18 protein-coding genes are annotated in these 22,834 nt (G+C 44.7%); 5 read left to right on the forward strand and 13 right to left on the reverse strand.

Annotated elements, in window-relative coordinates; translation table 11 throughout:
* The first annotated feature begins 203 nt into the window (after window positions 1-203).
* A complete protein-coding gene (locus F6K63_RS08995; RefSeq protein WP_287251115.1) occupies window positions 204-1,895 on the forward strand; it encodes a sodium:solute symporter family protein in 1,692 nt (563 codons plus the stop codon).
* Here F6K63_RS08995 and F6K63_RS09000 read toward each other — a convergent pair.
* Window positions 1,865-2,146, reverse strand: coding sequence for a hypothetical protein (locus tag F6K63_RS09000; RefSeq protein WP_287251113.1), 282 nt, complete (start codon window positions 2,144-2,146; stop codon window positions 1,865-1,867). The two genes, F6K63_RS08995 and F6K63_RS09000, sit on opposite strands and share 31 nt — an antisense overlap.
* 265 nt (window positions 2,147-2,411) lie before the next feature.
* Between F6K63_RS09000 and F6K63_RS09005 the strand changes: the two genes are divergently transcribed.
* Together F6K63_RS09005 and F6K63_RS09010 are read left to right on the forward strand one after the other, a co-directional pair.
* On the forward strand, window positions 2,412-3,518 hold the full coding sequence (locus F6K63_RS09005; protein WP_008185917.1) for an AI-2E family transporter: 1,107 nt from the start codon (window positions 2,412-2,414) through the stop codon (window positions 3,516-3,518).
* A gap of 482 nt (window positions 3,519-4,000) precedes the next feature.
* Window positions 4,001-4,882: a mechanosensitive ion channel family protein gene (locus F6K63_RS09010; protein ID WP_287311770.1), complete on the forward strand. Its 882-nt coding sequence runs from the start codon at window positions 4,001-4,003 to the stop codon at window positions 4,880-4,882.
* A gap of 156 nt (window positions 4,883-5,038) precedes the next feature.
* On the opposite strand, the gene F6K63_RS09015 is transcribed toward F6K63_RS09010, so the two are convergent.
* The 9 genes from F6K63_RS09015 to F6K63_RS09055 form a co-directional block, all read right to left on the reverse strand.
* Complete coding sequence (locus F6K63_RS09015; RefSeq protein WP_008185910.1) at window positions 5,039-6,739, reverse strand: nucleoside recognition domain-containing protein; 1,701 nt, start codon at window positions 6,737-6,739, stop codon at window positions 5,039-5,041.
* A complete protein-coding gene (locus F6K63_RS09020; protein WP_044493687.1) occupies window positions 6,702-7,850 on the reverse strand; it encodes an NAD(P)/FAD-dependent oxidoreductase in 1,149 nt (382 codons plus the stop codon). The genes F6K63_RS09015 and F6K63_RS09020 overlap by 38 nt, the downstream gene beginning before the upstream one ends.
* Before the next feature lie 433 nt (window positions 7,851-8,283).
* A complete protein-coding gene (locus tag F6K63_RS09025) occupies window positions 8,284-9,144 on the reverse strand; it encodes a Uma2 family endonuclease (RefSeq protein WP_008185905.1) in 861 nt (286 codons plus the stop codon).
* 224 nt (window positions 9,145-9,368) lie between these two features.
* Complete coding sequence (locus tag F6K63_RS09030) at window positions 9,369-10,616, reverse strand: NAD-dependent epimerase/dehydratase family protein (protein ID WP_008185904.1); 1,248 nt, start codon at window positions 10,614-10,616, stop codon at window positions 9,369-9,371.
* A gap of 187 nt (window positions 10,617-10,803) precedes the next feature.
* Window positions 10,804-11,139 carry a hypothetical protein gene (locus F6K63_RS09035; protein WP_008185901.1) on the reverse strand — a complete coding sequence of 112 codons (336 nt, stop codon included), beginning with the start codon at window positions 11,137-11,139 and terminating at the stop codon, window positions 10,804-10,806.
* A gap of 177 nt (window positions 11,140-11,316) precedes the next feature.
* The gene (locus F6K63_RS09040; RefSeq protein WP_008185900.1) at window positions 11,317-12,072 is read right to left on the reverse strand and encodes a phosphoadenylyl-sulfate reductase; all 756 of its coding nucleotides are present in this window, start codon (window positions 12,070-12,072) and stop codon (window positions 11,317-11,319) included.
* Between the two features lie 714 nt (window positions 12,073-12,786).
* Window positions 12,787-13,716 carry a 15-cis-phytoene synthase CrtB gene (gene crtB / locus F6K63_RS09045; RefSeq protein WP_287311823.1) on the reverse strand — a complete coding sequence of 310 codons (930 nt, stop codon included), beginning with the start codon at window positions 13,714-13,716 and terminating at the stop codon, window positions 12,787-12,789.
* A gap of 42 nt (window positions 13,717-13,758) precedes the next feature.
* Window positions 13,759-15,237, reverse strand: a complete 1,479-nt coding sequence (gene pds, locus F6K63_RS09050; RefSeq protein WP_287311772.1) for a 15-cis-phytoene desaturase — start codon at window positions 15,235-15,237, stop codon at window positions 13,759-13,761.
* A 172-nt stretch (window positions 15,238-15,409) separates the two neighbouring features.
* Window positions 15,410-15,772, reverse strand: coding sequence for a DUF4870 domain-containing protein (locus F6K63_RS09055; protein ID WP_287311774.1), 363 nt, complete (start codon window positions 15,770-15,772; stop codon window positions 15,410-15,412).
* A 487-nt stretch (window positions 15,773-16,259) separates the two neighbouring features.
* Here F6K63_RS09055 and prfC point away from each other — a divergent pair, with 487 nt between their 5' ends.
* Window positions 16,260-17,921, forward strand: a complete 1,662-nt coding sequence (gene prfC, locus F6K63_RS09060) for a peptide chain release factor 3 (protein WP_008185889.1) — start codon at window positions 16,260-16,262, stop codon at window positions 17,919-17,921.
* 830 nt (window positions 17,922-18,751) lie between these two features.
* Here the strand turns inward: prfC and F6K63_RS09065 are convergent.
* Window positions 18,752-19,450 carry a DUF8619 family protein gene (locus F6K63_RS09065; protein ID WP_008185887.1) on the reverse strand — a complete coding sequence of 233 codons (699 nt, stop codon included), beginning with the start codon at window positions 19,448-19,450 and terminating at the stop codon, window positions 18,752-18,754.
* 152 nt (window positions 19,451-19,602) lie between these two features.
* Complete coding sequence (dapB, locus tag F6K63_RS09070; RefSeq protein WP_008185885.1) at window positions 19,603-20,430, reverse strand: 4-hydroxy-tetrahydrodipicolinate reductase; 828 nt, start codon at window positions 20,428-20,430, stop codon at window positions 19,603-19,605.
* 383 nt (window positions 20,431-20,813) lie between these two features.
* Here dapB and F6K63_RS09075 point away from each other — a divergent pair, with 383 nt between their 5' ends.
* A complete protein-coding gene (locus tag F6K63_RS09075; protein ID WP_044493677.1) occupies window positions 20,814-21,140 on the forward strand; it encodes an STAS domain-containing protein in 327 nt (108 codons plus the stop codon).
* Window positions 21,141-21,675: 535 nt separating this feature from the next.
* On the opposite strand, the gene F6K63_RS09080 is transcribed toward F6K63_RS09075, so the two are convergent.
* Window positions 21,676-22,821 (reverse strand): PP2C family protein-serine/threonine phosphatase, encoded by a 1,146-nt coding sequence (locus tag F6K63_RS09080; protein WP_008185878.1) that lies wholly within the window; start codon window positions 22,819-22,821, stop codon window positions 21,676-21,678.
* Between the last annotated feature and the right edge of the window lie 13 nt (window positions 22,822-22,834).

Here is a 22,834-nt window from a genome sequence, read left to right on the forward strand (position 1 = left end):
TTATAGTTAGCAATTAAGAATTGTAATAGGGCAATTCTATAGTACTTTCCAATAAAAAAAATACCGTTTTTTTATTACCAACAATCCCTATATAGGGTTTCTCATAGTAATGATGTACATAGGATTTTGTCCCGATTCCCGATTCCCGATTCCCGATTCCCTGCGCGCAGCGCTATAGCAATTATTCAGACAAGTAAATATCTATGACAGTTGAAGCTTGGACCAGTGTATTGGTCATTATTTCCTTTATTCTCTACCTTTACATTGGTTGGCGCTCTCGGGTGCGCGATAGTAAAGGGTTTTTCGTAGCAGATCAAGGTGTTCCCGCTGTTGCTAATGGTGCTGCTACAGCGGCAGATTGGATGTCTGCTGCTTCCTTTATTTCTATGGCAGGGCTAATCTCTTTCTTAGGATATGATGGCTCAATTTACCTGATGGGCTGGACAGGAGGATATGTGCTACTAGCGCTATTGTTAGCCCCTTACCTGCGGAAGTTTGGAAAATACACAGTACCCGACTTTGTGGGAGACCGCTATTACTCGAATGTTGCTCGGTTGGTAGCAGTAGTTGCTGCTATTTTTGTCTCCTTAACCTATGTCGCAGGACAAATGCGAGGGGTAGGTATTGTATTTAGCCGCTTTCTGCAAGTGGATATCGGTCAGGGTGTCGTGATTGGCATGGTAATTGTGGCATTTTTTGCCGTGCTGGGGGGGATGAAAGGCATTACCTGGACTCAAGTTGCCCAGTATGGCGTGTTGATTGTGGCTTACCTGATTCCAGCGATTGCGATCGCAACTCTACTGACCGACAACCCGATTCCCCAGCTAGGATTCACCTTCAGTGACATTATCCCGAAACTCAATCAAATTCAGGTAGATCTAGGTTTCCAGGAATACACTAAACCCTTTGCCAACAAGTCCATGCTGGATGTCTTATTTATCACCATTGCCTTGATGGTCGGTACTGCTGGACTTCCCCATGTGATTGTACGCTTTTACACCGTACGCAATGCTAGAGCTGCTCGTTATTCCGCTGGCTGGGCGCTATTATTCATTGCCATACTCTACACCACAGCTCCCGCCGTTGCTGCCTTTGCCCGCTATAACCTGATTGATAGCCTCCATGACCATACCATTGAGGAAGTGCGTCAGCTAGACTGGGCAACCAAATGGGAAAATACTGGTTTATTGGCGTTTGACGATAAAAACGGCAATGGCAAGATTGAGCTGAAACCGGACAAAGAGACCAATGAAATTAAGATTGACCGAGATATCATTGTACTCTCCACACCAGAGGTAGCCAAACTTGCTCCCTGGGTGATTGCCTTAGTAGCAGCAGGAGGACTAGCCGCCGCTCTATCCACTGCATCGGGCTTACTGCTAGTGATTTCTAGCTCAATCGCCCACGATGTCTACTACCGCATCATTAATCCTAGGGCGTCGGAGTCCCAACGATTGATGGTGGGTCGAATTATGGTAATTGCTGCCATTGCCATTGCCGGTTACTTTGGTATCAATCCCCCTGGATTTGTAGCCCAAGTGGTAGCCTTTGCCTTTGGTTTAGCCGCTGCCAGCTTTTTCCCAGTCATTCTGCTAGGGGTATTTGATAAGCGAACCAACCGAGAAGGGGCAATTGCTGGCATGGTGGTAGGGTTAGTTTTTACCACCGTTTACATCATTGGGGTGAAGTTCTATAGTATGACACCCTGGTTTTTCGGTATTTCCCCTGAGGGGATTGGTACCGTAGGGATGGTGCTTAATTTCATTGTGACTGTAGTGGTTTCTCGCCTGACACCCCCACCTCCAGCAGAAATTCAGGAGATGGTGGAAATGTTGCGAACACCCGGTGATGCTCCCCCAGCCCTTCATGATGTGGGAGAAGAGGAGTTGGATTGATCAAGGTTGAAAGTTGAAAGTTGAAAGTTAAAAGTTGAAGGTTGAAGGTTGAAGGTTGAAGGTTGTTCGCGAAGCGTGGCCAATAGGCCAAGGTTATGGGGTTGTTTGCCTTTGGCGTTCGGTATAGGGTAGGGTGTCTTTGAGAATGTAGAATGTAGAATTAAGAATGTAGAATTCCCAATTCTAGCGTTGCTAAATCTTCGCGCTGAATAGGAGTAGAGTGGGCATCCTGCCCGCACGAAAATAAGCATGAAACTGGCAAGATGCCAGTTCCACGGCTGATGCCCATTCCACAGGTGCGACCCAAGGCCGGGTTCCCCGGCCTAGGAGGCGCGCACCTAAACACTCTTAAAATCATTCCATTATTCAGCAACGCCCAAATTTCAAATTCTACATTCTACATTCTACATTCTTAATTCAAAAGGGTAGGTTGAAGACCGTACCGTCAACCGTCAACTAATTCAGGTGTTTTCTCTGTAGACTATTTGCAGGCACTCAACATGCAAATGGAAGTCTATGCTACGCCTTAAAATCTCCTTAGCTAACTTACTGCTGATTGTTGCTACTGGCTTGACAATAGTCCTGCTGTGGCAACTTAGAGCTTTGCTAGTAGTACTGATGATTGCAGTAGTGCTCGCATCTACTCTAGCACCAATTATTGATAGTGCTGAAAAGTTAAGGATTCCCCGCTGGCTAGCGGTTATTCTGGTTTATTTAGGCTTAATCGCTGGTTTGACAGGGATCGGCTTAGTGATTGGACCAACAGTAGCTGAGCAAATTCAGCGTTTATTTCGGAAACTGCCAACGTATTTGGAGGTTTTAACCTCTTTGTTAGATGCTTTAGCGATTCGCCTAGGGATGACTGAACTAGCTCTGAGTAAAATGTTTGATGCTGGGACCGTTACCTCTTGGGTAATTCGTTCCTCTCAGCAGTTGCTAGTGCAGTCTTATGGATTGACACGGAGTCTTTTTGCTGGAGTGTTTACCGTAATTCTGGCAACACTGCTGTCTGGTTATATGTTAGCTGGCTCTGAACAGTTGATTAAAGGGGGGGTAAGTTTGTTTCCCAAACCCTGGGATGAAAAATTGGCAGCCCAGGTCAAGCCAGTCAGCCAACGGATGGGGGGTTACATCCAGGGGCGAGTGGTGGTTTCAGGAATTTTAGGGATGGCGATTACTGTTGGTTTAAAATTTTTGGGACTGTCAGAGTTTGCCTTGGGTTTGGGTGTGATTGCTGGGGTGACCAATTTGATTCCCTTTTTTGGTCCGGTCTTGGGAGCAATTCCAGCATTGATTGTGGCAATTGCTCAAGGGGGATGGACTTTCTTGTGGGTATTGCTACTATTTGTGATTATTCAGAATCTGGAAACCTATATTCTTGATCCCCTACTGGTGGGGTCTTCTGTGAGAGTTCACCCCTTATATCAGTTGTTGGCAGTGCTAGGTGGTGCAAAGGTTTTGGGGATTCTTGGTGCTTTGATTGTTCCCCCTTGGGTAGCTGGTGCAGCTCTGGTACTAGAAAATTTGTACTTGAAGCCGAAACTGGAGGCGGAACAAAATGCTGCTACTATCTCGCCAGCTTCTGAACCAGACGCCTCAAATGCTCTTTCTTTCAACGGATAGTATGATAACTATACTTTGAGGGATCAGCAATTAGCTATCAGCAATTAGCTATCAGCAATTAGTAATCAGCTATCAGCAATTAGTAATCAGCTATAGCAGTCGCCAGGGCAGTTAGGACATGACAAAAGTCTCACACCCTTTGTAAGCGCAAGAGTTTGACTTCTGACAAATGACTTCTGACAAATGACTTCTGCTATATCAGCTATCAGCCATTGGCCATTGGTCACGCTACTTGAGGTACTTTTGAATAAAATAAGCTGACGGCTGACGGCTGTTCGCCCAGCGTGAGCTAAAAGCTGACGGCTGACGGCTGACGGCTGACTGCTTACGAAAATAGTCAGCCAATTACTAATTACCAATTACTAATTACCAACTACCAATTAACTGTCTTAAGTAATGCTACCTTGGCTAGAAACTTAACACTAAAGTACAGTTAACACTAGGCTGCTCTGATACTCCTAGCCAAGGTAGTAAAAAAAGTTTTGCGATCGCGGATTCTTCGCCTCACCAATCTCAGCCGCCCTGCGCAGGAGACTATTGCCCTGATTATCCATTATGCCATACTCTTTATCGGTGTTATTGTCCTATTGCAGTTGTGGGGAATCGACTTTAGTTCTCTAGCTGTATTTGTCGGAGTCTTGGGTGTGGGCATTGGCTTGGGAATCCAGGGAATTGCTAAAGAATGTGTCAGCGGTTTGGTACTCATTTTTGAGCGTCCGATCCAAGTAGGGGACTTTGTGAATGTTGGGGAACTGATGGGAACAGTAGAAAATATCGGTATTCGGAGTACAGAAATCCTGACGTTGGATCAAGTCTCAATCATTATCCCCAATTCTCGCTTTCTTGAAGCTGAAGTGGTCAACTGGACTCACAATAATCCAGTATCCCGGTTAAAATTACCCGTAGGGGTCGCCTATGGTTCAGATCCAATTAAAGTACGTAGTGCTCTGATTGAGGCAGCTTCTCAACATCCAGAAATCTTAGATCAACCAGCCCCTAATGTATTTTTTACTGGATTTGGAGAAAATGCCCTCAAGTTTGAGTTGTTGGTTTGGATTGAAGACCCTCCCAAGCAGTTCCAAATCAAAAGTGAGCTTTACTTTCTGATTGAAGAAATACTACGTCATTACCATGTTGATATTCCCTTTCCTAAGCTAGATTTGCACGTCCGTTCTGGTAATTTTCCTGTAGACGTTTCACACCAATTAATTGAGTCCCTAACTCAGCTATCTCAGGAATTGACTAAGTGGATGGCTAGACAATCCTATGGTAATAGTCACAATGGTACTAGCCACAATGGTACTAGCCACAATGGTACTAGTCACAGGAATGTTCAAATAAACAATACTTCAGATAATAATTGATAGTTAAGGGAATAGCGAACTTGATATCAGGCCAATGACTAATACCAAATCCGCTTGCCATACCCCCTTTACAAAAAATAAACCAAATCCTTATTATTCGATGAATCTATAGCTGTTTGAATAAGGGGGGTATGGGACAGGATTTAGTATTAATTATTACTTGATTAATAATCCTCCCCAAGCAAGTAATAGAGAAAAAAATATCGCAGCGATCGCCTGTCTACTTAACAGCAATAAGGCAAATCGAAGAGACTGTTCTCGCGTAATAGTTAACAGAGTAACTAAACAAGGTAGCAATACTCCTGCTAGATACACCCCAGTCAAAACCTGCAATGGAGTTAACATAGCCAAGGTTTCTGGTTCGGCAAATAATAGCAGTCCATCTTTGCGAATAGAAGCTAAAACAATAGGCAATGAGGCTTCAGGGGGTAAATTAAACCATCCCATCAAAGGGTTAATAATATTGGCTAAAACTGCGATTGTTCCTAACCAATTCAACACAGAAGCAATAACGGTAATAACTAAAAATATGGGAATTGCATTGAACAAAAATTGATTAATAGTTGACTTAGCTTCGCGCCAAATTACTGACGAATGAGGAAATTCTAAAAATGCTCTTCCTTCGATTACTAGGGGATTCTGATTCGATTTAGCTGTAGGGGAAGAAATGATGTAGGTATATATCAAGGTGGTTGCGGTTAGATACAGCAGGTAAGGAATTATCAAGTAAGGTAACTTAGCAGCACTAAACACCCCTAAAGTTGCGCCAAACTGATAAGAACAAGCCGAACCAAAAGCGATCGCGGAAATACAAGTTCCCCTAGAACAACTAGAACAGGCACGGGTACTAATCACCGCAGGAACATTACACCCCATACCCATAATTACTCGTACTAAATCCCGTCCCGATAACCCAAACGGACGGAGTAAAGGATTGAGAGCAATGGTAATTCGTTCTATTAACCCACTAGCTTTATATGCGCCCAAGAATAGGGCATAGAGAATTACTGTGGGCATCGCCCAAATAAACAGCAACGGACTCATAGTTATCAGTCCATACTGACCTATCAGTATTTCTCTTAACCAGATTGGGAGTTGGGATAAAGGTTTAATAACAGGAGCGATCGCACTTTGGACTATAGGATCTGCTAAAGTCGCAAAGGAGTTAGCACCCCAGACAGCAATAATGGCAGGAATAAGTAATAAAGCGATCGCCAATAAACTGCCCAGTCGAGGATGTTCTAACAGTGTTGGGTGGGGTTCTATATACCAGCCAGCCCTTGTAGGAATCCATTGGGCGGGAAAAGGATTAGGTTCTTGCAGAGAAGCCAAAATATGGTCTTTTTGTTCTGTAGTAATGTGGCGGGCATCTACAGTGACAATGCTCAGGTTAGAAGTTTCCGTCCATTCCCTAATCACTTGTTGAGGAGGACACGGGGTCTGGGGTTGCCCCAGACCCGTGAGATGTCCGTTATGAACCGTCGAGAATACCTTATCCCAGAAAGTAATCACCACAATGCCCCTTTTATCTGCTACTAAAGGTAGTAGATCTGCTAAATCTCGATCTACGTCGGTTGCCTTGACTACCAATAGCACGGTGTCATTTTCTTGTAGCTGTCTTAAAGCTTTCTTAGTAGTTACACTATCGGAACGATAGAGAATTCCAGGGGTATCGATAAAGGTATAGGCTTCAGATTGATAAGTGTCACAAGTCACTGTAGAACCGCGAAAATTGGCACTATAGGGAGTCTGTCCTGTAAGAGCCGCAATTAGTTGGGACTTGCCCGTACTCTCTTTACCAATAACCACCGCTGACTTTTTAACAAACACAATCGTTATTACAGCAAGAAAGGTCATCTAAGAACAAACCTTCTCGGCGATAGGCTTCCAATGGAGTTGGATCGATTCCCAGACGTTGAGCGATCGCATTACCGACTACAGCAAATCGCTGCCGAAATTTGTAAATAAAGCAAAAAATTATATCGCCGTGACGCACCGAAGGACCGACGACAAATAATCCTGGAGTTAGGGTAGACTCATCTTCTTGAGTCAGGGCTGCATAGCCATTTGACCAGTCAAATAGAGGTGCGATTTGTTTTAAACTGCTATCAAACCCCGTACAGAGAATTGGCGGTGTAGAACTAAACCACTGTTCGTACTCGCTCTCCACCACATATCCTTTTTTTACTGCTTTGACTGCTTCAATGTGCTGTTCTCCAATTAGTTCGACCCGACCCATAGAATAAGCTATTTCTAAACGTTTTAGACTATAAGGAGACAGAGAAACACTAGGATCTGAGTCTAAGTTTGACCAGCTACTCTGGCGATCGATTAACTTTACTTTTTTCCCTAATTCTGCCAAATTTGACGCTGCATCTACACCGCTTTCATAGCCTCCCACAACTACAAATTCTTTCCCCTTAAGCTCTGTCCAAGAACGTATTTGGGAATTATGTATACATAATTCCGCCCCTGGAAAAGGATTAAGATTGGGATATTGAAACTCTCCTGCTGCCCAAATCACAAACTGCGATCTCAGCGAAGCTGAGGCACTGCGTGAACGCAACTCGCCTTTAGAAGTTTCCAAGACAAAGCCTTTGCCTTGAGGTAAAGCTGCCATAGTTTTCACATTTGTCTCGGTTTTTATAGGTAGTTGAAAATGCTCTGCTACAGTCTCTAGATATAGAGCGTATTCTTTCCCCGAAAGATGTTCCTTTCTGAAACTGAGGGCAGGAGAAGTATTTAAAACTACTGCGTTGAGATCCAGCAATCCAAAACCATGACTGGGAAACGACGGCGTAATGAATCGCATTTCTTCAGCCCAACGCCTAAAAGAAGCCCCTACTTGATGTCGTTCTACAATGACAAAGTTTTCAATTCCTAAATCTTTTAAGACTACTCCACAGCCAATTCCAGCAGCCCCAGCCCCCACAATTACAACTTCAAAACGATCGTTAGTTTTGTTCACCAGCAGACAATCTCGAATAGATACTTTATGACAATTATAATCATTATATAAAAAAAAAGCTAGCTTTCTAACAAACAATATTAGTGAGGCAGTGGTAAACCATGATTGACATCCTCCCACCGCTAAACTCCTTACGTCGCTATAGGGCGTTGCGAGAGCAAATGGACAAAAAACAACGCTGGACGTATAATTAGAATATTTAAACTAAATACTCCAGAACTGAACTAAGCGTATAAGTGGACTTATATCAAATCCGTTTGTCAAAACCCTTTTATAAAAATCGACCAAATCTTTGTATGCCACGAATCTATGGCTATGCAGATAAGGGGGGTTTGGGAACAGGATTTGGTATGAGACGGCTATTGCTATATGCACCTCAAGTAGCGGATCGTACCGAGCATCGGCTTTTCTATTCTGCTGCCAACGGCACCTTTTACACCTCTCCTGGGTCAATCCCCAGCTGTCGCAGACGTTCTGCTAATCTCGCTGCCTGCTGTTGAGCCAATTCCTTTTCCTGGCGTTCGAGTTGAGCTTCTTGTTCAGCCTCCTGCAACTGCTGCTGAACCAACTCCTTTTGTTGCTGAGCTTGCTGCAACTGTTGCTGAGTCTGCTGCAACTGATCCTGAGCCTGTTGAGCCTGTTCAGAGCCTGTGGGAATCCAGTTCCCTAATTCATCATACCAGCGTAACCATCGACCATTAACCTCTTGGTATGACCCAGACCATACTCCTAGGCCAAGTCCTAATTCTGGCAGCCAAAATCTTTCGTTTTCCAATCTTACCTGTTCATAGTTTAAGCCTTTCAACTCAAAAATTCTTAACTCATTGGTATATCGGCTAAACACCACATAATAAGGAATACGAAGTATACGTTCATAAACCTCCCACTTACTTGGAGGTTGATCGATATCCCGTAGGGTTTGCCCTAAATCTTCTGATTCCGTCGTTGGAGAGAGCAACTCCACTACGATAAATGGACTGACCCCTTCCTGCCACATCACATAACTCAACCGTAAGTCTCGCTGTTCATAAAACCGAGACACCCCAACTACTCCAAACCAATCCGGTCGCTTGTACCATTGAGGATGACGAACATCATAGTACAGATTCAAGTCAGTCCCCACAAAGATCTGATCCCTTGGGTAACTCGGTGGGCAGAAAGTCTCCCGTAATAGCTGAGGTTGAAAATCGTGAAACTCGTCTGGCAAACCTGGTTCCTCTGGATCTTCACTAGGGAGATCATACATCGTCGGTAGGGTTTCCTTGGCCGGACGAGGGGGGTCAGTTTGATACATAACAGAGAATGGGATCAACTAGTTTTAGGGTAGCAACACCTTTGACTACTGATGAACTTATTAAAATTGCCAGAGTTTCAGATACGTTGAGCAGTCAGTAATGGTGCTACGCCCATGCTGTCCTTGTCATCAGCTATTAGTTACAAGGCCAACAGAACCAGACTGACCATAAAAAGCTGACCGCTCAAGGTAAGATGTGCTCCCACTTACGCGCTACCTAATTCTTAACTGGCACCTACACCCACCGCCGTTTTGTCGGATGTGGTTTGAGCAGGAGTTTCGTCAGCCATACTCACCCCATTGCCCTTCTGCCGCCACAGTGATGTACAGATAATCTTCGAGCGATCGCAACGATCGACATATTTAGAGGCAATCTCGATAACCTCTTGCATCAGACCCTTAACCAAGGTGGTTGGTTTCAGACCCATTTCCAAGAAGCATTTATTCTCCACAGCCAGTTCATTTTCCGCTGATTCGTTTCTCGGGTTCTCTAGATAGGCAATTTCCGCCCCAGTGATATCAGACACAATCTGTGCCAAATCCCGGACCCGATGGGTTTCGGTCATCTGATTCAAGATTTTCACCCTGTCCCCAGAAGCCGGAGGATTTGCGATCGCTAACTCTATACACCGCACCGTATCTTGAATATGGATAAATGCCCTGGTTTGACCCCCTGTTCCATGTACCGTCAACGGATGACCAATCGCTGACTGCATCAGGAACCGATTTAGGACTGTGCCATAGTCTCCATCGTAATCAAAGCGATTAATTAGCCGTTCATCCAGCTTTGTCTGCTTGGTCTGAGTTCCCCAAACAATCCCCTGATGCAGGTCAGTGATGCGGACCCCATCATTCTTGTTGTAGTAATAGAAAAACAGCTGGTCCTGAGTTTTGGTCATGTGATAGATACTGCCCGGATTGGCTGGGTACAAGATTTGCTGCTGTACCATTTTCCCCTCATCCGTAGTCACCTGGATATCTAAATACCCTTCCGGAATCTTCATCCCAGCAGTACCATAACCATAGACTCCCATGGTTCCTAAATGAACCACATGTATATCCAAACCCGACTCCACAATCGCAGCTAGCAGATTATTGGTCGCATTCAAGTTATTATCTACCGTGTAACGCTTATGGCTAGATGACTTCATCGAATAAGGTGCAGCCCGCTGTTCGGCAAAATGAATCACCACATCCGGTTGATAGGTTAGGAATAGATTCAGTAAGCGATCATAGTCTTTCGCTACATTGAAGTTATAGAACTGGATTTGTTTGCCAGAAACCTCAAGCCATGTCTTCAGACGAGTGGACATCGGCTGGTAAGGAGTTAAAGAAGTCACTTCCAACTCATTATCAATGTTGCGTCGTGACAAGTTATCAACAATTACAATGTCATGACCACTATCAGATAGATGAAGAGCTGTGGGCCAACCACAAAATCCGTCACCGCCTAAAACTACAACTTTTTTCATCATCATCTCCTGGTTGTTTGCTTACATGGTCTTTTTTGCAATGGTCAGCGAGCTGCGACTATAGCATCGCGCTTTGGGAATTAACCGAGAACCAATCGAGAACCGATATATTTCCATCACCGGACTTCGTCGAGCTACGCTAACATCACCTGATCACCCCAGTGTTACGATTACAGCAATCAGTTTTTTAGATGAAATCTAGTTCAGGGTATCGATCCATGATCTCCGATACCTCCTCCCTTTCAGAAGTCTTCTGATTCAAGATTTCTTTGAAGAAACGAACATAAGTGCTATAGACTTGGGTGGAACCGTCATCATGATCAACAATGAAGAAAGGGGCTGCTTCTACCCCGTGCTTTACAGCTAGATCTAGTCCCTCGCTAGATTGCTTACGCTCATCAGCAACCACAATTTGGTCTATTCGATCCATCAGTCCTTTTTTTTCAAGTTTTTCTACCACATTGACGCACTTGCGACAGAAATTACCGTCCTTGTTGATTTTTTTTACTAACGTGATTTTCATTCTGTAGTATTCAATACTGAATTGTTTTTCAAAAGCGTAATTAAGAAATTATCACAACCCACTCCCCACTCCTACCTAAAAATTAGGATTTCAAACGCAACTTATTGATTGTGCCGCAACGATTAAGTACCTAGACAGAAATTCTTTACCTAGTCTGTTAATTTCCGTGAGGGTTGCTCAAACCCTTACTGTTTGGTGTTCCTTGTTGTTCATTACCTGCTCTGTAGTGTTGTGTAAGCCACACTCTTTTTCTTTCTGCCCTTCCCACCACCAGCGACCTTCCCGTTCATGCTGATTGGGGAGAGTTGGGCGGGTACAGGGTTCGCAGCCAATGCTAACGAAACCTTTAGCGTGCAATTGATTGTAAGGCACATCATTAGTGCGGATATATTTCCACACCTGTTCAGAACTCCAGTTAGCTAGGGGGTTAAATTTAATCAGGGTTCGTTCTTGGGTCGAGAACGCCTGGTCTACCTGGACAACAGGGATATTAGCACGAGTACTAGGACTCTGATCCTTGCGCTGACCGGTAATCCAAGCATCCAGCTTAGCCAGTTGGCGACGCAAGGGAGCCACTTTGCGAATACCACAGCACTCTTTGTGACCATCCTGGTAGAAACTGAACAACCCCTTTTGTTTAACCAGTGCTTCCACTGCATCCGCTTCCGGTAAAATCACCTCCAGTGGAATTCCATAGTGCTGTCTGACTTTCTCAAGTAGTTGGTAAGTCTCGCAGTGCAAGCGACCCGTGTCGAGGGAGAACACTTTCACATCTGGCTTAATCTTGGATGCCATATCCACAAGAACCACATCCTCGGCACCACTGAAAGAGATAGCGATGTTGTCAAATTTGTCAAGAGCCAGTTTCAGGATTTCCTGAGGACTCTTGTGGGCGTATTCGGATTCCAAATAAACAACATCCAGTTCAAACATTAACATCTCCTTACTATATGACAAAAGTGGTTGGACTTGCTGATTATACGACGTATCGATACCGTTATCCATCGTCAGCCTTCAGCTTTGAGCTTATGTCATCCAACCCAAGGGAAGTTCCACGATAGTTCATTCAGAAATTATATATAGCCTATATGTAGCGCTTCCATGACTGAAGGAGATCCGTTGTAAAGAGACTTATAGCGCTTTGCCACCCGCGCTAATTATAAATCGCGATAAATGTCTGCTGTAAATAGAAAGAGTGTGGGGAAAGGTTAAAGGGTAATACATATATTCCTTTCCCCCTTTCCCTTTGAGGTTGTTTCTTTCCCCTTCTGCTTTTCCAATCCCAACCATTTGTACCACAATTAAATATAATTGATAGGTATTTTCCTTTTGTATGTAAGCATTCAGCCGTCAGCTATCAGCTAATGCGCGTAGCGCAATCGGTGCTATAAACTATCAACTAGCAGGCCCTTTCACTGCACGGGGTCAGATTAGCAAAACGAGCAGGAATTTTAAACCAGCGGTACCAGCCCATAACCTTGTTTACTAGCTGCCGTTGATTAGCTGACAGCTGACCACTGATAGCTGAATGCTTACTTTTGTATCCCAGCCTTGTGCTGCCCTTGGTCAAGGGTAAAAAAAACCCATCGATATGTAAGATGGGGATTTCTTGACAGATTGGCCATGAAGGATTTGCCATGACGCATGCTATAGAACTTGTGCCCTCAGCCAGGCTATCGGCAAGGATAACATCTTACGGAGTTTGGGGACATAGGCTCTTTGGCTAAATACATCGTAATGGTTGTGTTCAATCACATTGAGAATTTTCTGATAGAGCATCAATGCAGACCAAACCGGCCAACGGGCGTCACGGCTTAGGGCTCTAATACCTCTTTCTGCTTTGGTATAGTAATCCCTTGCCCGTTGAATTTGGAAACGCATCAGTTCCTGCCAACGGTCATCAACCACACCTTTGAACAAATCATCCTCAGTGTAATTAAACCGTTCCATATCTTCTAAGGGTATGTAAATACGACCTCGTCTAGCATCCTCTCCAATATCTCGGAGGATGTTAGTTAGCTGATTGGCAATTCCTAATGCGATCGCTTCTCCCACCGGATTATAGGAGTTTGTTTGCTGATCCCAGGGTGCTTTACTAGTGGAGTTGTCAACCCCCAGTACAGCACTAGACATTAACCCCACCGTACCCGCCACCCGATAACAGTAAAGATTCAGTTCATCAAAGGTTTCATAGCGACTACGGTAGAGATCCATCTGCTGACCGGCAATCATATCCCGAAAGGGTTGAATATCCATCGGGAAGCGTTCTAGGGTATCGACCAAAGCCACATCATAGTCATCGATGGGATGTCCCGCAAAAATAGATTGCAGATGTTCTTCCCAGTGATCTAAGGTTTCAGGGGTGGTTAAAGCCGCCTGGGGACCATCAACAAGTTCATCAGTTCGTCTGCACCAGACGTATAGTGCCCAGATGGCTCGACGTTTGGCTTCTGGCATTAGTAAGGTGCCAAGATAAAACGTCTTAGAGTACTTCGCCGTAATCTGGCGGCATAATTCGTAGGATTTTGACCGGGAGGCCAGGTTTCTCATGGGCTGAGATTTGGGCAGTTGGAGCATTCTTAGCAACGTTGGAGATTGGAAGCTTTCAACTTTCATCCTTCAGCCCTCAGTACTCGCCCTTGGCATGGGTGAAGAGACTAACGGGGTGTCAATCTCTGGTTTCTGATTGCCGGCTAGTGGTTGAGCGCTGGTTTGTGAAAGCCTAGTGCTGTTGTTATTTATTGCCTGCGATGTCAGCTTACCAGAAAGTACGGCTCCTTCCATACTTGCTAGGTAACGTTGCATAGTGTAATCCCCGCTTAGGAAGAAATTGGCAATGGGTGTTTCTTGGGACGGACGGTGATTCTGCCGTCCTGGAGTTGCCTTATATACCGAACGGGGAGTCTTAACCACGTGGTATTTTACCAGTTGAGCTGAGTTATCAGTACCAAAATGCTTGGGAAACAGTTTCTCCAGTTCTGCTAGGGTGGCATTAACAATTTCGAGATCGGATTTGCCAATCCAATCTTTAGCAGGCGCTAAGACCAATTCCAACATTGAGCGGTCGGGATTGGCGTACTCTTTGCAGGTATTGCTCATGTCAGCATAGACACTAAGCAGGGGTGATCGGGAAAATAACAGATGGTCAATATCCGTCAGCTTGCGGTCAAACCACATCTGCAGGTTAATTACCGGTACCCCCTCTAGCCCATCCAGCTGTTTGAAAAATTCCATTTCACCCCAAGGTTTGGGGATCATCAGCTTTAAAGGGTCTACCGGCATAGCTGATACATAAGCATCCGCTGTGAGAACTTGATCGGGCGCTCCATTCAATCCCCGGATCAAGAACCCACTGACAGTGTTGTCTGAATTGAGTAAAAATTCTTTAACTGGGGCATTCAAACGTACTTCTCCATCCCGCTGTGTGATATAATCAACTATTGGTTGACATAGTCGCTCGGTGGGAGAACCATCCAAGAATGCCATCTTGGAACCGTTCTTTTCCTGTAGGAAGCGGTTAAGAGCAGTCAAAATTATAGTAGACGAAATTTCATCAGGCCCAATAAAGTTTAGTGCCTTAGACATGGCGATGAAGACTTCCTTCTCTACTCGCGGTGGTACGTTCTGTTTTTTCAGCCATTCGGAGAAGGAGTATTTGTCCATTGCTTCCACATACTTTTGCCCTTGAAGCATTGCCGGAATCAACCCTATCCCAAAGCGAATCTTCTCGGGCCAGGTAAGCATGTCGTTATTGCGCAGAATTGCCACAATCCCATTGACCGGAGCTGGTATATCTGGGAAGTCAAACCGGGAGTAAGTTCCAGGTTGATTTGGCTGATTAAAGATCATGGTGTGCTCTTTCCACTGCAACCGGTCTTCAATACCCAGTTCTTTAATTAGCTGCAGCATATTGGGATAGGCACCAAAAAATATATGGAGACCAGTTTCATACCAGTCTCCATCTTGATCTTTCCAGGCTGCCACTTTACCGCCTAAAACATTTCGACGTTCTAGGACAATCGGGGTGTGACCAGCGTCTATTAGATATTTAGCACAGGAAAGCCCTGCTAGTCCGGCTCCAGCGATCGCAACTCGCATGTGATGGTAATACTGTAAATTTTTCGCTTAGGGGTGTTGTTTTAATTATACTTTGCATTTCGTTACATTTCACCCCTCGATCCCAGGATTTTCTTCAGTTTTCCCACACCCCACACCCGCTCACCCCATAGCCAGTCACCCCAACAGGATTACCACAAACCATAGCGCTAGTTTAAATCACACGGAAAATAAATGGGTAGCGGTAGGATACATTGGGATCCCCAAGAATCTTGAGAATTGCCATAATCGGTAGTACCCAACTGAACAGAAATAACAGAGGCAGGAAAAGCCAACCAATTAGGATAAAAGTCAAAGCCCCAAAAATTATCCCGTATAACCATACATTAAAGTGAAAATTAAGGGACTCTTTAGCATTCTCTTGGACTACTTGATCATCGGATATTAACAAGATAGCCAGGGGAATTAACACGGAGATAAATGAAGCACTAATGAAAATTGCTCCGTGACATAATGCTGATAACAGCTTGCGCTTGTCTGGTTCATAGTCGATGTTATTTCTCTGGTCATACACCATAGCTTAGCTCCTTGATTTCGATAATATATTTGATTTTAAATTACCAGTATTTTAGCGTTTATATTCGTATACTATAGGTCGTGAATTCCGTCCAAAATTAGTGATGAAAACACGCCATTGATTCGTTAGTAGTTATTAGAGTTATAGCAGAATTATGGTAACAATAAATGGAAAAACAGGAATAGGAAAATTGGCTGGCTGGGTAGGTCTTTAAGAAAGACGTGAGTGTGGGGTGACCGGGTGGGTCGTGTGGGGCATAGATAAATATACCTATTGGTCGTTAAAAATTATCATTGATTCGTTGTTTTCCGGTTTATATCCTGAGGTGAAGTACCAGGTTTGACCCGGATGTAAAAAATATACCCCTGTCAGGTAGGAAGTAGGGAATAGAGAAATAAACCTGTGTAGGTCATTACTATCAGAAACGCTATAATATATAGAGAATTATGTCAGAATTAAACGAAAGTCCCCTATCTAGTCTTTTTGGATGTCCACTGAACTTGAAGCAGAATTGCTCAACGCTGTTGAACACCGCCGTAACTTTGCGATTATTTCCCACCCGGACGCGGGTAAAACCACATTGACAGAAAAATTGTTACTCTATGGTGGAGCAATTCATGAAGCCGGAGCAGTGAAGGCACGGCGAGCTCAGCGCAAGGCCACCTCGGACTGGATGGAAATGGAGCAACAACGGGGAATTTCGATTACCTCGACGGTGTTGCAGTTTGCCTATGAGGACTGTCAGATTAATTTACTCGACACACCCGGACACCAAGATTTCAGTGAGGATACCTATCGCACTCTGGCAGCAGCTGATAATGCGGTGATGCTGATTGATGCGGCAAAGGGTCTAGAGCCCCAAACCCGCAAATTGTTTGAAGTGTGCAAAATGCGATCGCTTCCTATATTTACCTTTGTCAATAAGCTTGACCGTCCCGCACGAGAACCCCTAGAACTCCTCGATGAGATTGAGCAGGAACTAGGGTTACAAACCTATGGGGTCAACTGGCCGATTGGCATGGGCGATCGTTTTAAAGGAGTTTTTGACCGTCGAGAACAACAAATCCACTTGTTTGAACGCACCGCTCACGGCTCCCGGGAGGCGAAGAATACGGTAGTTAATTTGGGAGACCCCCAGATTGAACAGCTGCTAGAACAAGACTTATATTATCAACTAAAGGAAGAGTTGGAAATTATCGATGGTGTTGGTCCAGAGCTGGATTTAGAGCTGATTCATTCTGGTCAAATGACCCCTGTGTTCTTTGGCAGTGCCATGACTAATTTTGGGGTGCAGCTGTTTCTGGATGCTTTTTTAGACTATGCCATGAAACCAGAAAGTCGGAAATCCACAGTGGGCGAGATTCCTCCCACTTATCCAGACTTTAGTGGGTTTGTGTTCAAGCTGCAAGCGAATATGGACCCCAAGCACCGGGATAGGGTGGCCTTTGTGCGGGTGTGTACGGGTAAGTTTGAAAAGGATATGACTGTCAGCCATGCTCGCACTGGTAAAACCGTCCGTTTGTCAAGACCCCAAAAGCTGTTTGCTCAAGACCGAGAATCCATTGATGTTGCCTATGCCGGGGATGTGATTGGTTTGAATAATCCAGGGGTGTTTGCTATTGGGGATACGATTTACAACGGTAAGAAGTTGGAGTATGAAGGGATTCCTTGCTTTTCCCCAGAGTTGTTTGCTTATTTGAAGAATCCTAATCCCTCTAAGTTTAAGCAGTTCCAGAAAGGGGTGAAGGAGTTGCGGGAAGAAGGGGCTGTGCAAATTATGTATTCCGTTGATGAGTCGAAGCGGGACCCAATTCTGGCAGCAGTGGGACAGTTGCAATTTGAAGTAGTGCAGTTTCGCCTCAGAAATGAGTATGGCGTAGAGACCAGGTTGGATATGTTGCCCTATAGTGTGGCTCGTTGGGTAGCCGGTGGCTGGGAAGCCTTGGAAAAGGCTGGGCGTTTGTTTAATACCGTGACAGTCAAAGATAATTGGGGACGTCCAGTGCTATTGTTTAAGAATCAGTGGAATTTGCAGCAAGTCGCAGAAGACCATCCAGAGTTGGATTTGAATTCTAGCGCTCCTGTGGTGTCTGGTTCTGAACCCAAGTCTACCAAAACATCCGGGAATGTGAGAGCCTCCCTTTTCTAAAGGGAGGATTAAACAGACACGACGGGGTAAACCCCGCAGTGTCTGCGCGCGAATAAGTTATAATAAGTCGTATACCAGTAAAGCGTTTTACCTTGACGACGATAGCCGATACTTTTTAGCTACCAAAATCTACCAAGGTAGACCTTAGCCCGCCAATGCCAGCTGATTACGAGCGCCAGGGGGTATCTCCGCGCTTCACGAAGAAATATTCCTCGTGCGCCATGAAAGTGCGTAAACCAGATCCAATGTCACTACAAAACCCTTGGTTTTCGGGAAATTTATTTAATTGACACAAGATCGTGGCACTAAGAACATAGTTAAAGTAAGCGCAAATTACTTGAGGCAATGGCCAAGCTTTGTGATACTTTTGCCTACTGTCCACTAACCTCTCAAAAAAAATGGTGAAAAACCCAAAAGATGGAAACCGTCAAAAAAAGAGGTATAACTTAAAATGGCTAGGCAATTGATGGCGAAAAGTAACCACACAGTTAGATTAAATTCTGACCAAGGTGGGTAGGGGAGTTTGACACTCTCATATCGGTTTAGACCGAACAAGAAGTGAAGAGGCGCGGTTTTAACCCGCCTCGTAACAACCTTTCTTGATGCAGTCGCTCATGGGGGAAACCCCCAAGACCGCGCTGCATCGCTGTAGAATCCCCCGTATTTTAACCGGGGGAGATGTCAAATAGCATTTATCTGACGGGGTGATAAGCAGCCTTGTTAGCCTTACTAGGTGTGGGGTGTAGGGTATGGTTTCTAGCCAACGAATCCCACTACCCCTCTAGAAACTAGAGGATCCTAGGCACGAACGAGCCGCACACCGTTAATCCTTAATAAGACCTTCGACGCCTAGAACTACGGGGACGTTGTCTCGAATAAGAGCGCTCTTCATCCCTCAATTTACGACTAACTTGGACAAAGACATCTCGTTGCAGGTAAGGATAGTCATTTACCCAAATGTCTAAGCTAGGAATATAAATATCACTGGTCTGGGCAATCTTGCCTAAGTCAGGCTGATTGGACATGACCAACATCTGAGCAATTTGTCCAGGTGAAATATTTTTGTGGAGGCGTTGTAGGGGAACTTGCAGCTGACTCATAAATCCAGTTTCATCTTCCACTTCTAGATTTAACCGTCTCTCCCGGTGTTCCACAATTACCAACTCACCCTGCTGATTGACTTGTTCTTCTGTACCAATCAACTCCTCCGTCACAAATACATCCTCGATTCGACCCTGCCAGAATCCGCTATAGGCATATCGGCGCAGCTTCAGGTTCCGCATACTTGCCCAATATACAGGACCCCACAACCAGTAAAGCCCTGCAGTGATCTCGAATAACACGCGGAAGGGAGCAAAACCTGAACCAAGAATCAAAGCTAAAATTAAAATCACAACGACTGCGATTAGAGAAATTAACAGTCGCCTTAAAAAATCTCGAAACTTACCCCAGTAGTAGCGATACTGGAGTCCTGTAGCTAGGACGGGAACGATTTGTTCAAACTTCTCGCGAGTGATGGGAATTAGCATGGGTTTTGTACTTAGTTCTTAGTCCTTAGTCTTTAGTTACTTAGTATTTAGTATTTAGTTTTTAGATTTGTTGTGATTGATCTCAATTTTGACAAATCACGAATGACTAATGACTAATGACTAATGACCAATAACCAATAACCAATAACTGGTCACAAAATTTTCTCTAACCCATATAGTAGACCCTTGAGCTGGGTAACTTTGCGAATCGCGAGCAGTACTCCTGGCATATAGCAGGAACGGTCGCTGGTGTCGTGACGTAGGGTGTAGATTTGACCAGGGGCACCGAAGATGACTTCTTGGTGAGCAATTAAGCCAGGTAAACGCACGCTATGAATCCGAATGTTGTCTTCTGCAATGCTTCCCCTCGCACCTTTTAGTTTTTCGGTTTCTTCTACCATTGCCGGATTATAGGTTTTACCTGCTCCAGCCATGCGTTGGGCGGTTTGAATGGCAGTACCGCTGGGAGCGTCGGCTTTTTGGTTGTGATGGAGTTCGATGATTTCTACGTGGTCAAAGTATTGGGAGGCTTGCACAGCTGCTTGTTGCAGTAATGCCATACCAATGGAGAAGTTGGGGATAATTAGGCAGCCAGTGCTGGCTTTTTCAGCAAATTCCGAGAGGTCTTTGATTTGGTCGGGACTCAGACCAGTGGTGCCAACTACAGGCCGGACACCGTATGCGATCGCAGTTCGGATGTTGTCGTATATGCTGTCAGGGTGGGTAAAGTCTACCATCACCCCTTGGGTTTTTTCTTGGGTAGCCAGAACTAGATTGGCTTGCAGGTCATTGAGAATGGGAATTTCAACTGGTTCGCACCCGGCAACTTCTCCGGCGTCTTGACCTAGATACTTAGGATTGGTATCAATGGCACCGATTAGGGTTATGTCTTGGGCAACAGATACAGCCTTAATCACCTCTCGACCCATTTTTCCGGCGGCACCGTTTACAACTACTGGAATGGGATTTGAATTGGACATGGTTTCAGGATAGTTTGGGGCTCTGTCAAGGGAATTCTAGTGTATATTGGGAGTTCTTGGGGGAGTGGGCTTAGGGGATGGAACCGTGAAGACCCGAGCGGACACCACGGATAGCACTAAGGGTAGATGGGTTCAAATCTTGCTTTTCGTTATTAGCCCCCGTTATTAGCCCCCGTTATTAGCCCCCAAATTCATCCCAAATTCAAGTTTACTATGCTCTTTATCGGTGAGGCTAATCCTGAAAGAAGCGATTAGTGCTGTAGTAGTAGGGTAGGGCGTGGGTCAGCTCAATACCTATTCTGCAAACAAAGTCTGGCTGAAATGAATTGTCACGGCTATACTAGCAAAGTCAGTATATGTTTGTAACTAGCTTAACTTGGTATATGAGTAGTACTCTTAAAGTAGTTCAACCCTCCGGCATTCTAGATGGTACAAAAGCTGCCAGTTTTCGTGAAGAGGTTAATCAGCTGGTGCAAGCTGGAGGAGATATTATTTTGATTGATTTTCAAGATGTTACTTTTATGGATAGTTCTGGTTTGGGAGCGTTGGTACTTGCTCTTAAAACTGTTCGTGCTGCTGGGAGCACCATGTCTATCTGCTCAGTTAATGAGCAAATCAAAATGTTATTTGAACTGACCAGCATGGACAGAGTTTTTGAAATATTTTCTACACGAGAAGATTTTGAAAGCGAGGTGCTTTCTAGAAGATAATTCTCGGGAAGTCTATAGGGCGAACGCTGTTGGGCGTAGCCCTTTTCCAATCCTAGATTTTGTTTTCAGCTGTTGGGCATTTAAATTGGATATTATTCAGTTAGGAAAAAAAAACTCAAACCCTCTCCCCTGCTCCCCTGGTTCGCTGGTTCCCTGCTGTCATAACCATGAAATTTAAATGAAGACCAGCTTAATGAAGCTAGGAAGATGTTTTATGAGAATTCCCTAAAGCTTGATTAATTCGACATAACCAACTATCCTCCGATTCAGGAGTCAGGAGCTTCGATTCAGGAGCTTCGATTCATGATAATTGATTTTTCAGGAATTTTTCGAAAAAATTGGCGAAAGAATCCACCAATCCTTGTTTATACTCCTACTAAGCTGGCTGAATGCTTCTGATGATTTACTGCCTTTCAGTCTCCTGTATTATCTTCAAAAGCTGCCAATTTTTGACATTGCCCATTGCCCATGGGCGCACGCTACGGGAACGGCCGACGCTACGGAAACTGAGGTTGATTACTCCAGGGAAAGGTGTTCATACAAAATTGATTTCCAGTAACGATAAATCATCATCAAAATAGTGTTTAGGGTTCACGGCTTCCAGAGATTTCAAAATCAAATCTAGGTGACAAGCACCATTGTGATTTTGCTTACACTCTGCCAGTAACCTGATGAAGGGCTCAAGTCCCCAAACGTTCCCATTGGATTGGTTAATCTCGTAAATCCCATCGCTGAATATATATAGGGTGCTCGATTCAGTAATTTCACAGCACTGATCAATGTAATCGGCATCTGGGAACATACCAACGGGTAAGCCAGGGGTTTTTAGACGTTGTACTTCCATCAAGGAACCATGGGTCTGAGCAATTAATATTGCGGGTGGATGTCCTGCACTAGCATAGACCAGTTGACGCTTGACCTGGTTATATACCCCATACCAGACCGTGAAGTACTTATCATTTCGCTCAGTGATCTGGAAGGTTTGGTTCAACCCTCGTAGAACATCACTCGGTTCATAGTAGTTAATCGACTTTAGAGCCCGCGACCTGAGTAAATTTAGCACTGAAAGTGTGGGCAAGGCAGCTCGTAAGCCATGTCCAGCAGCATCCAGCAGATAAATTGCTAAATGCTCTGAGTCTAGCCAATAATAGTCAAAGCCATCACCCCCCAGTTTCCGGGAGGGAATAAATCGGGTGTCAATGGTCACCGATGGTTTGATCATCCGGTCTGGAAGAATTGAACTAACATACTCTGCTGCCTCTGCTAATTCTCCCTCCAACAACTGCTTTTGGTGCTGCAAATCATGACTTAGTTGGTGTAACCTCAAGCCAGCCCTGACTCGTGCGTTCAACTCTGCTATTTCGATCGGCTTACACAGAAAGTCATCTGCTCCAGCATCTAACCCCTCTACCCGGTCTTCAATGGAATTTCGAGATGTCACCAGAATAAATATGGTGGTTGAGAGTCCCGGCGTTACCTTGAGTTGACGACAGACGTCCAATCCATTCATACCGGGCATAATCCAATCGCAAATGACTAGCGCTGGACGTAACTTTTCTACCTGCACCAAACCTTCTTCACCGTTGCTAGCTACAGCTACCTCATAACCCTGGTGGCAAAGGGCCCGTTTCAGTAACATTTGCATGGCTGGATCATCATCAATAATCAGAATTTGGTTCATGGCACTGAGGTTC

It is taken from the genome of Moorena sp. SIO1G6 (genome assembly GCF_010672795.1).
GTDB classification, from domain to species: Bacteria; Cyanobacteriota; Cyanobacteriia; order Cyanobacteriales; family Coleofasciculaceae; genus Moorena; species Moorena producens.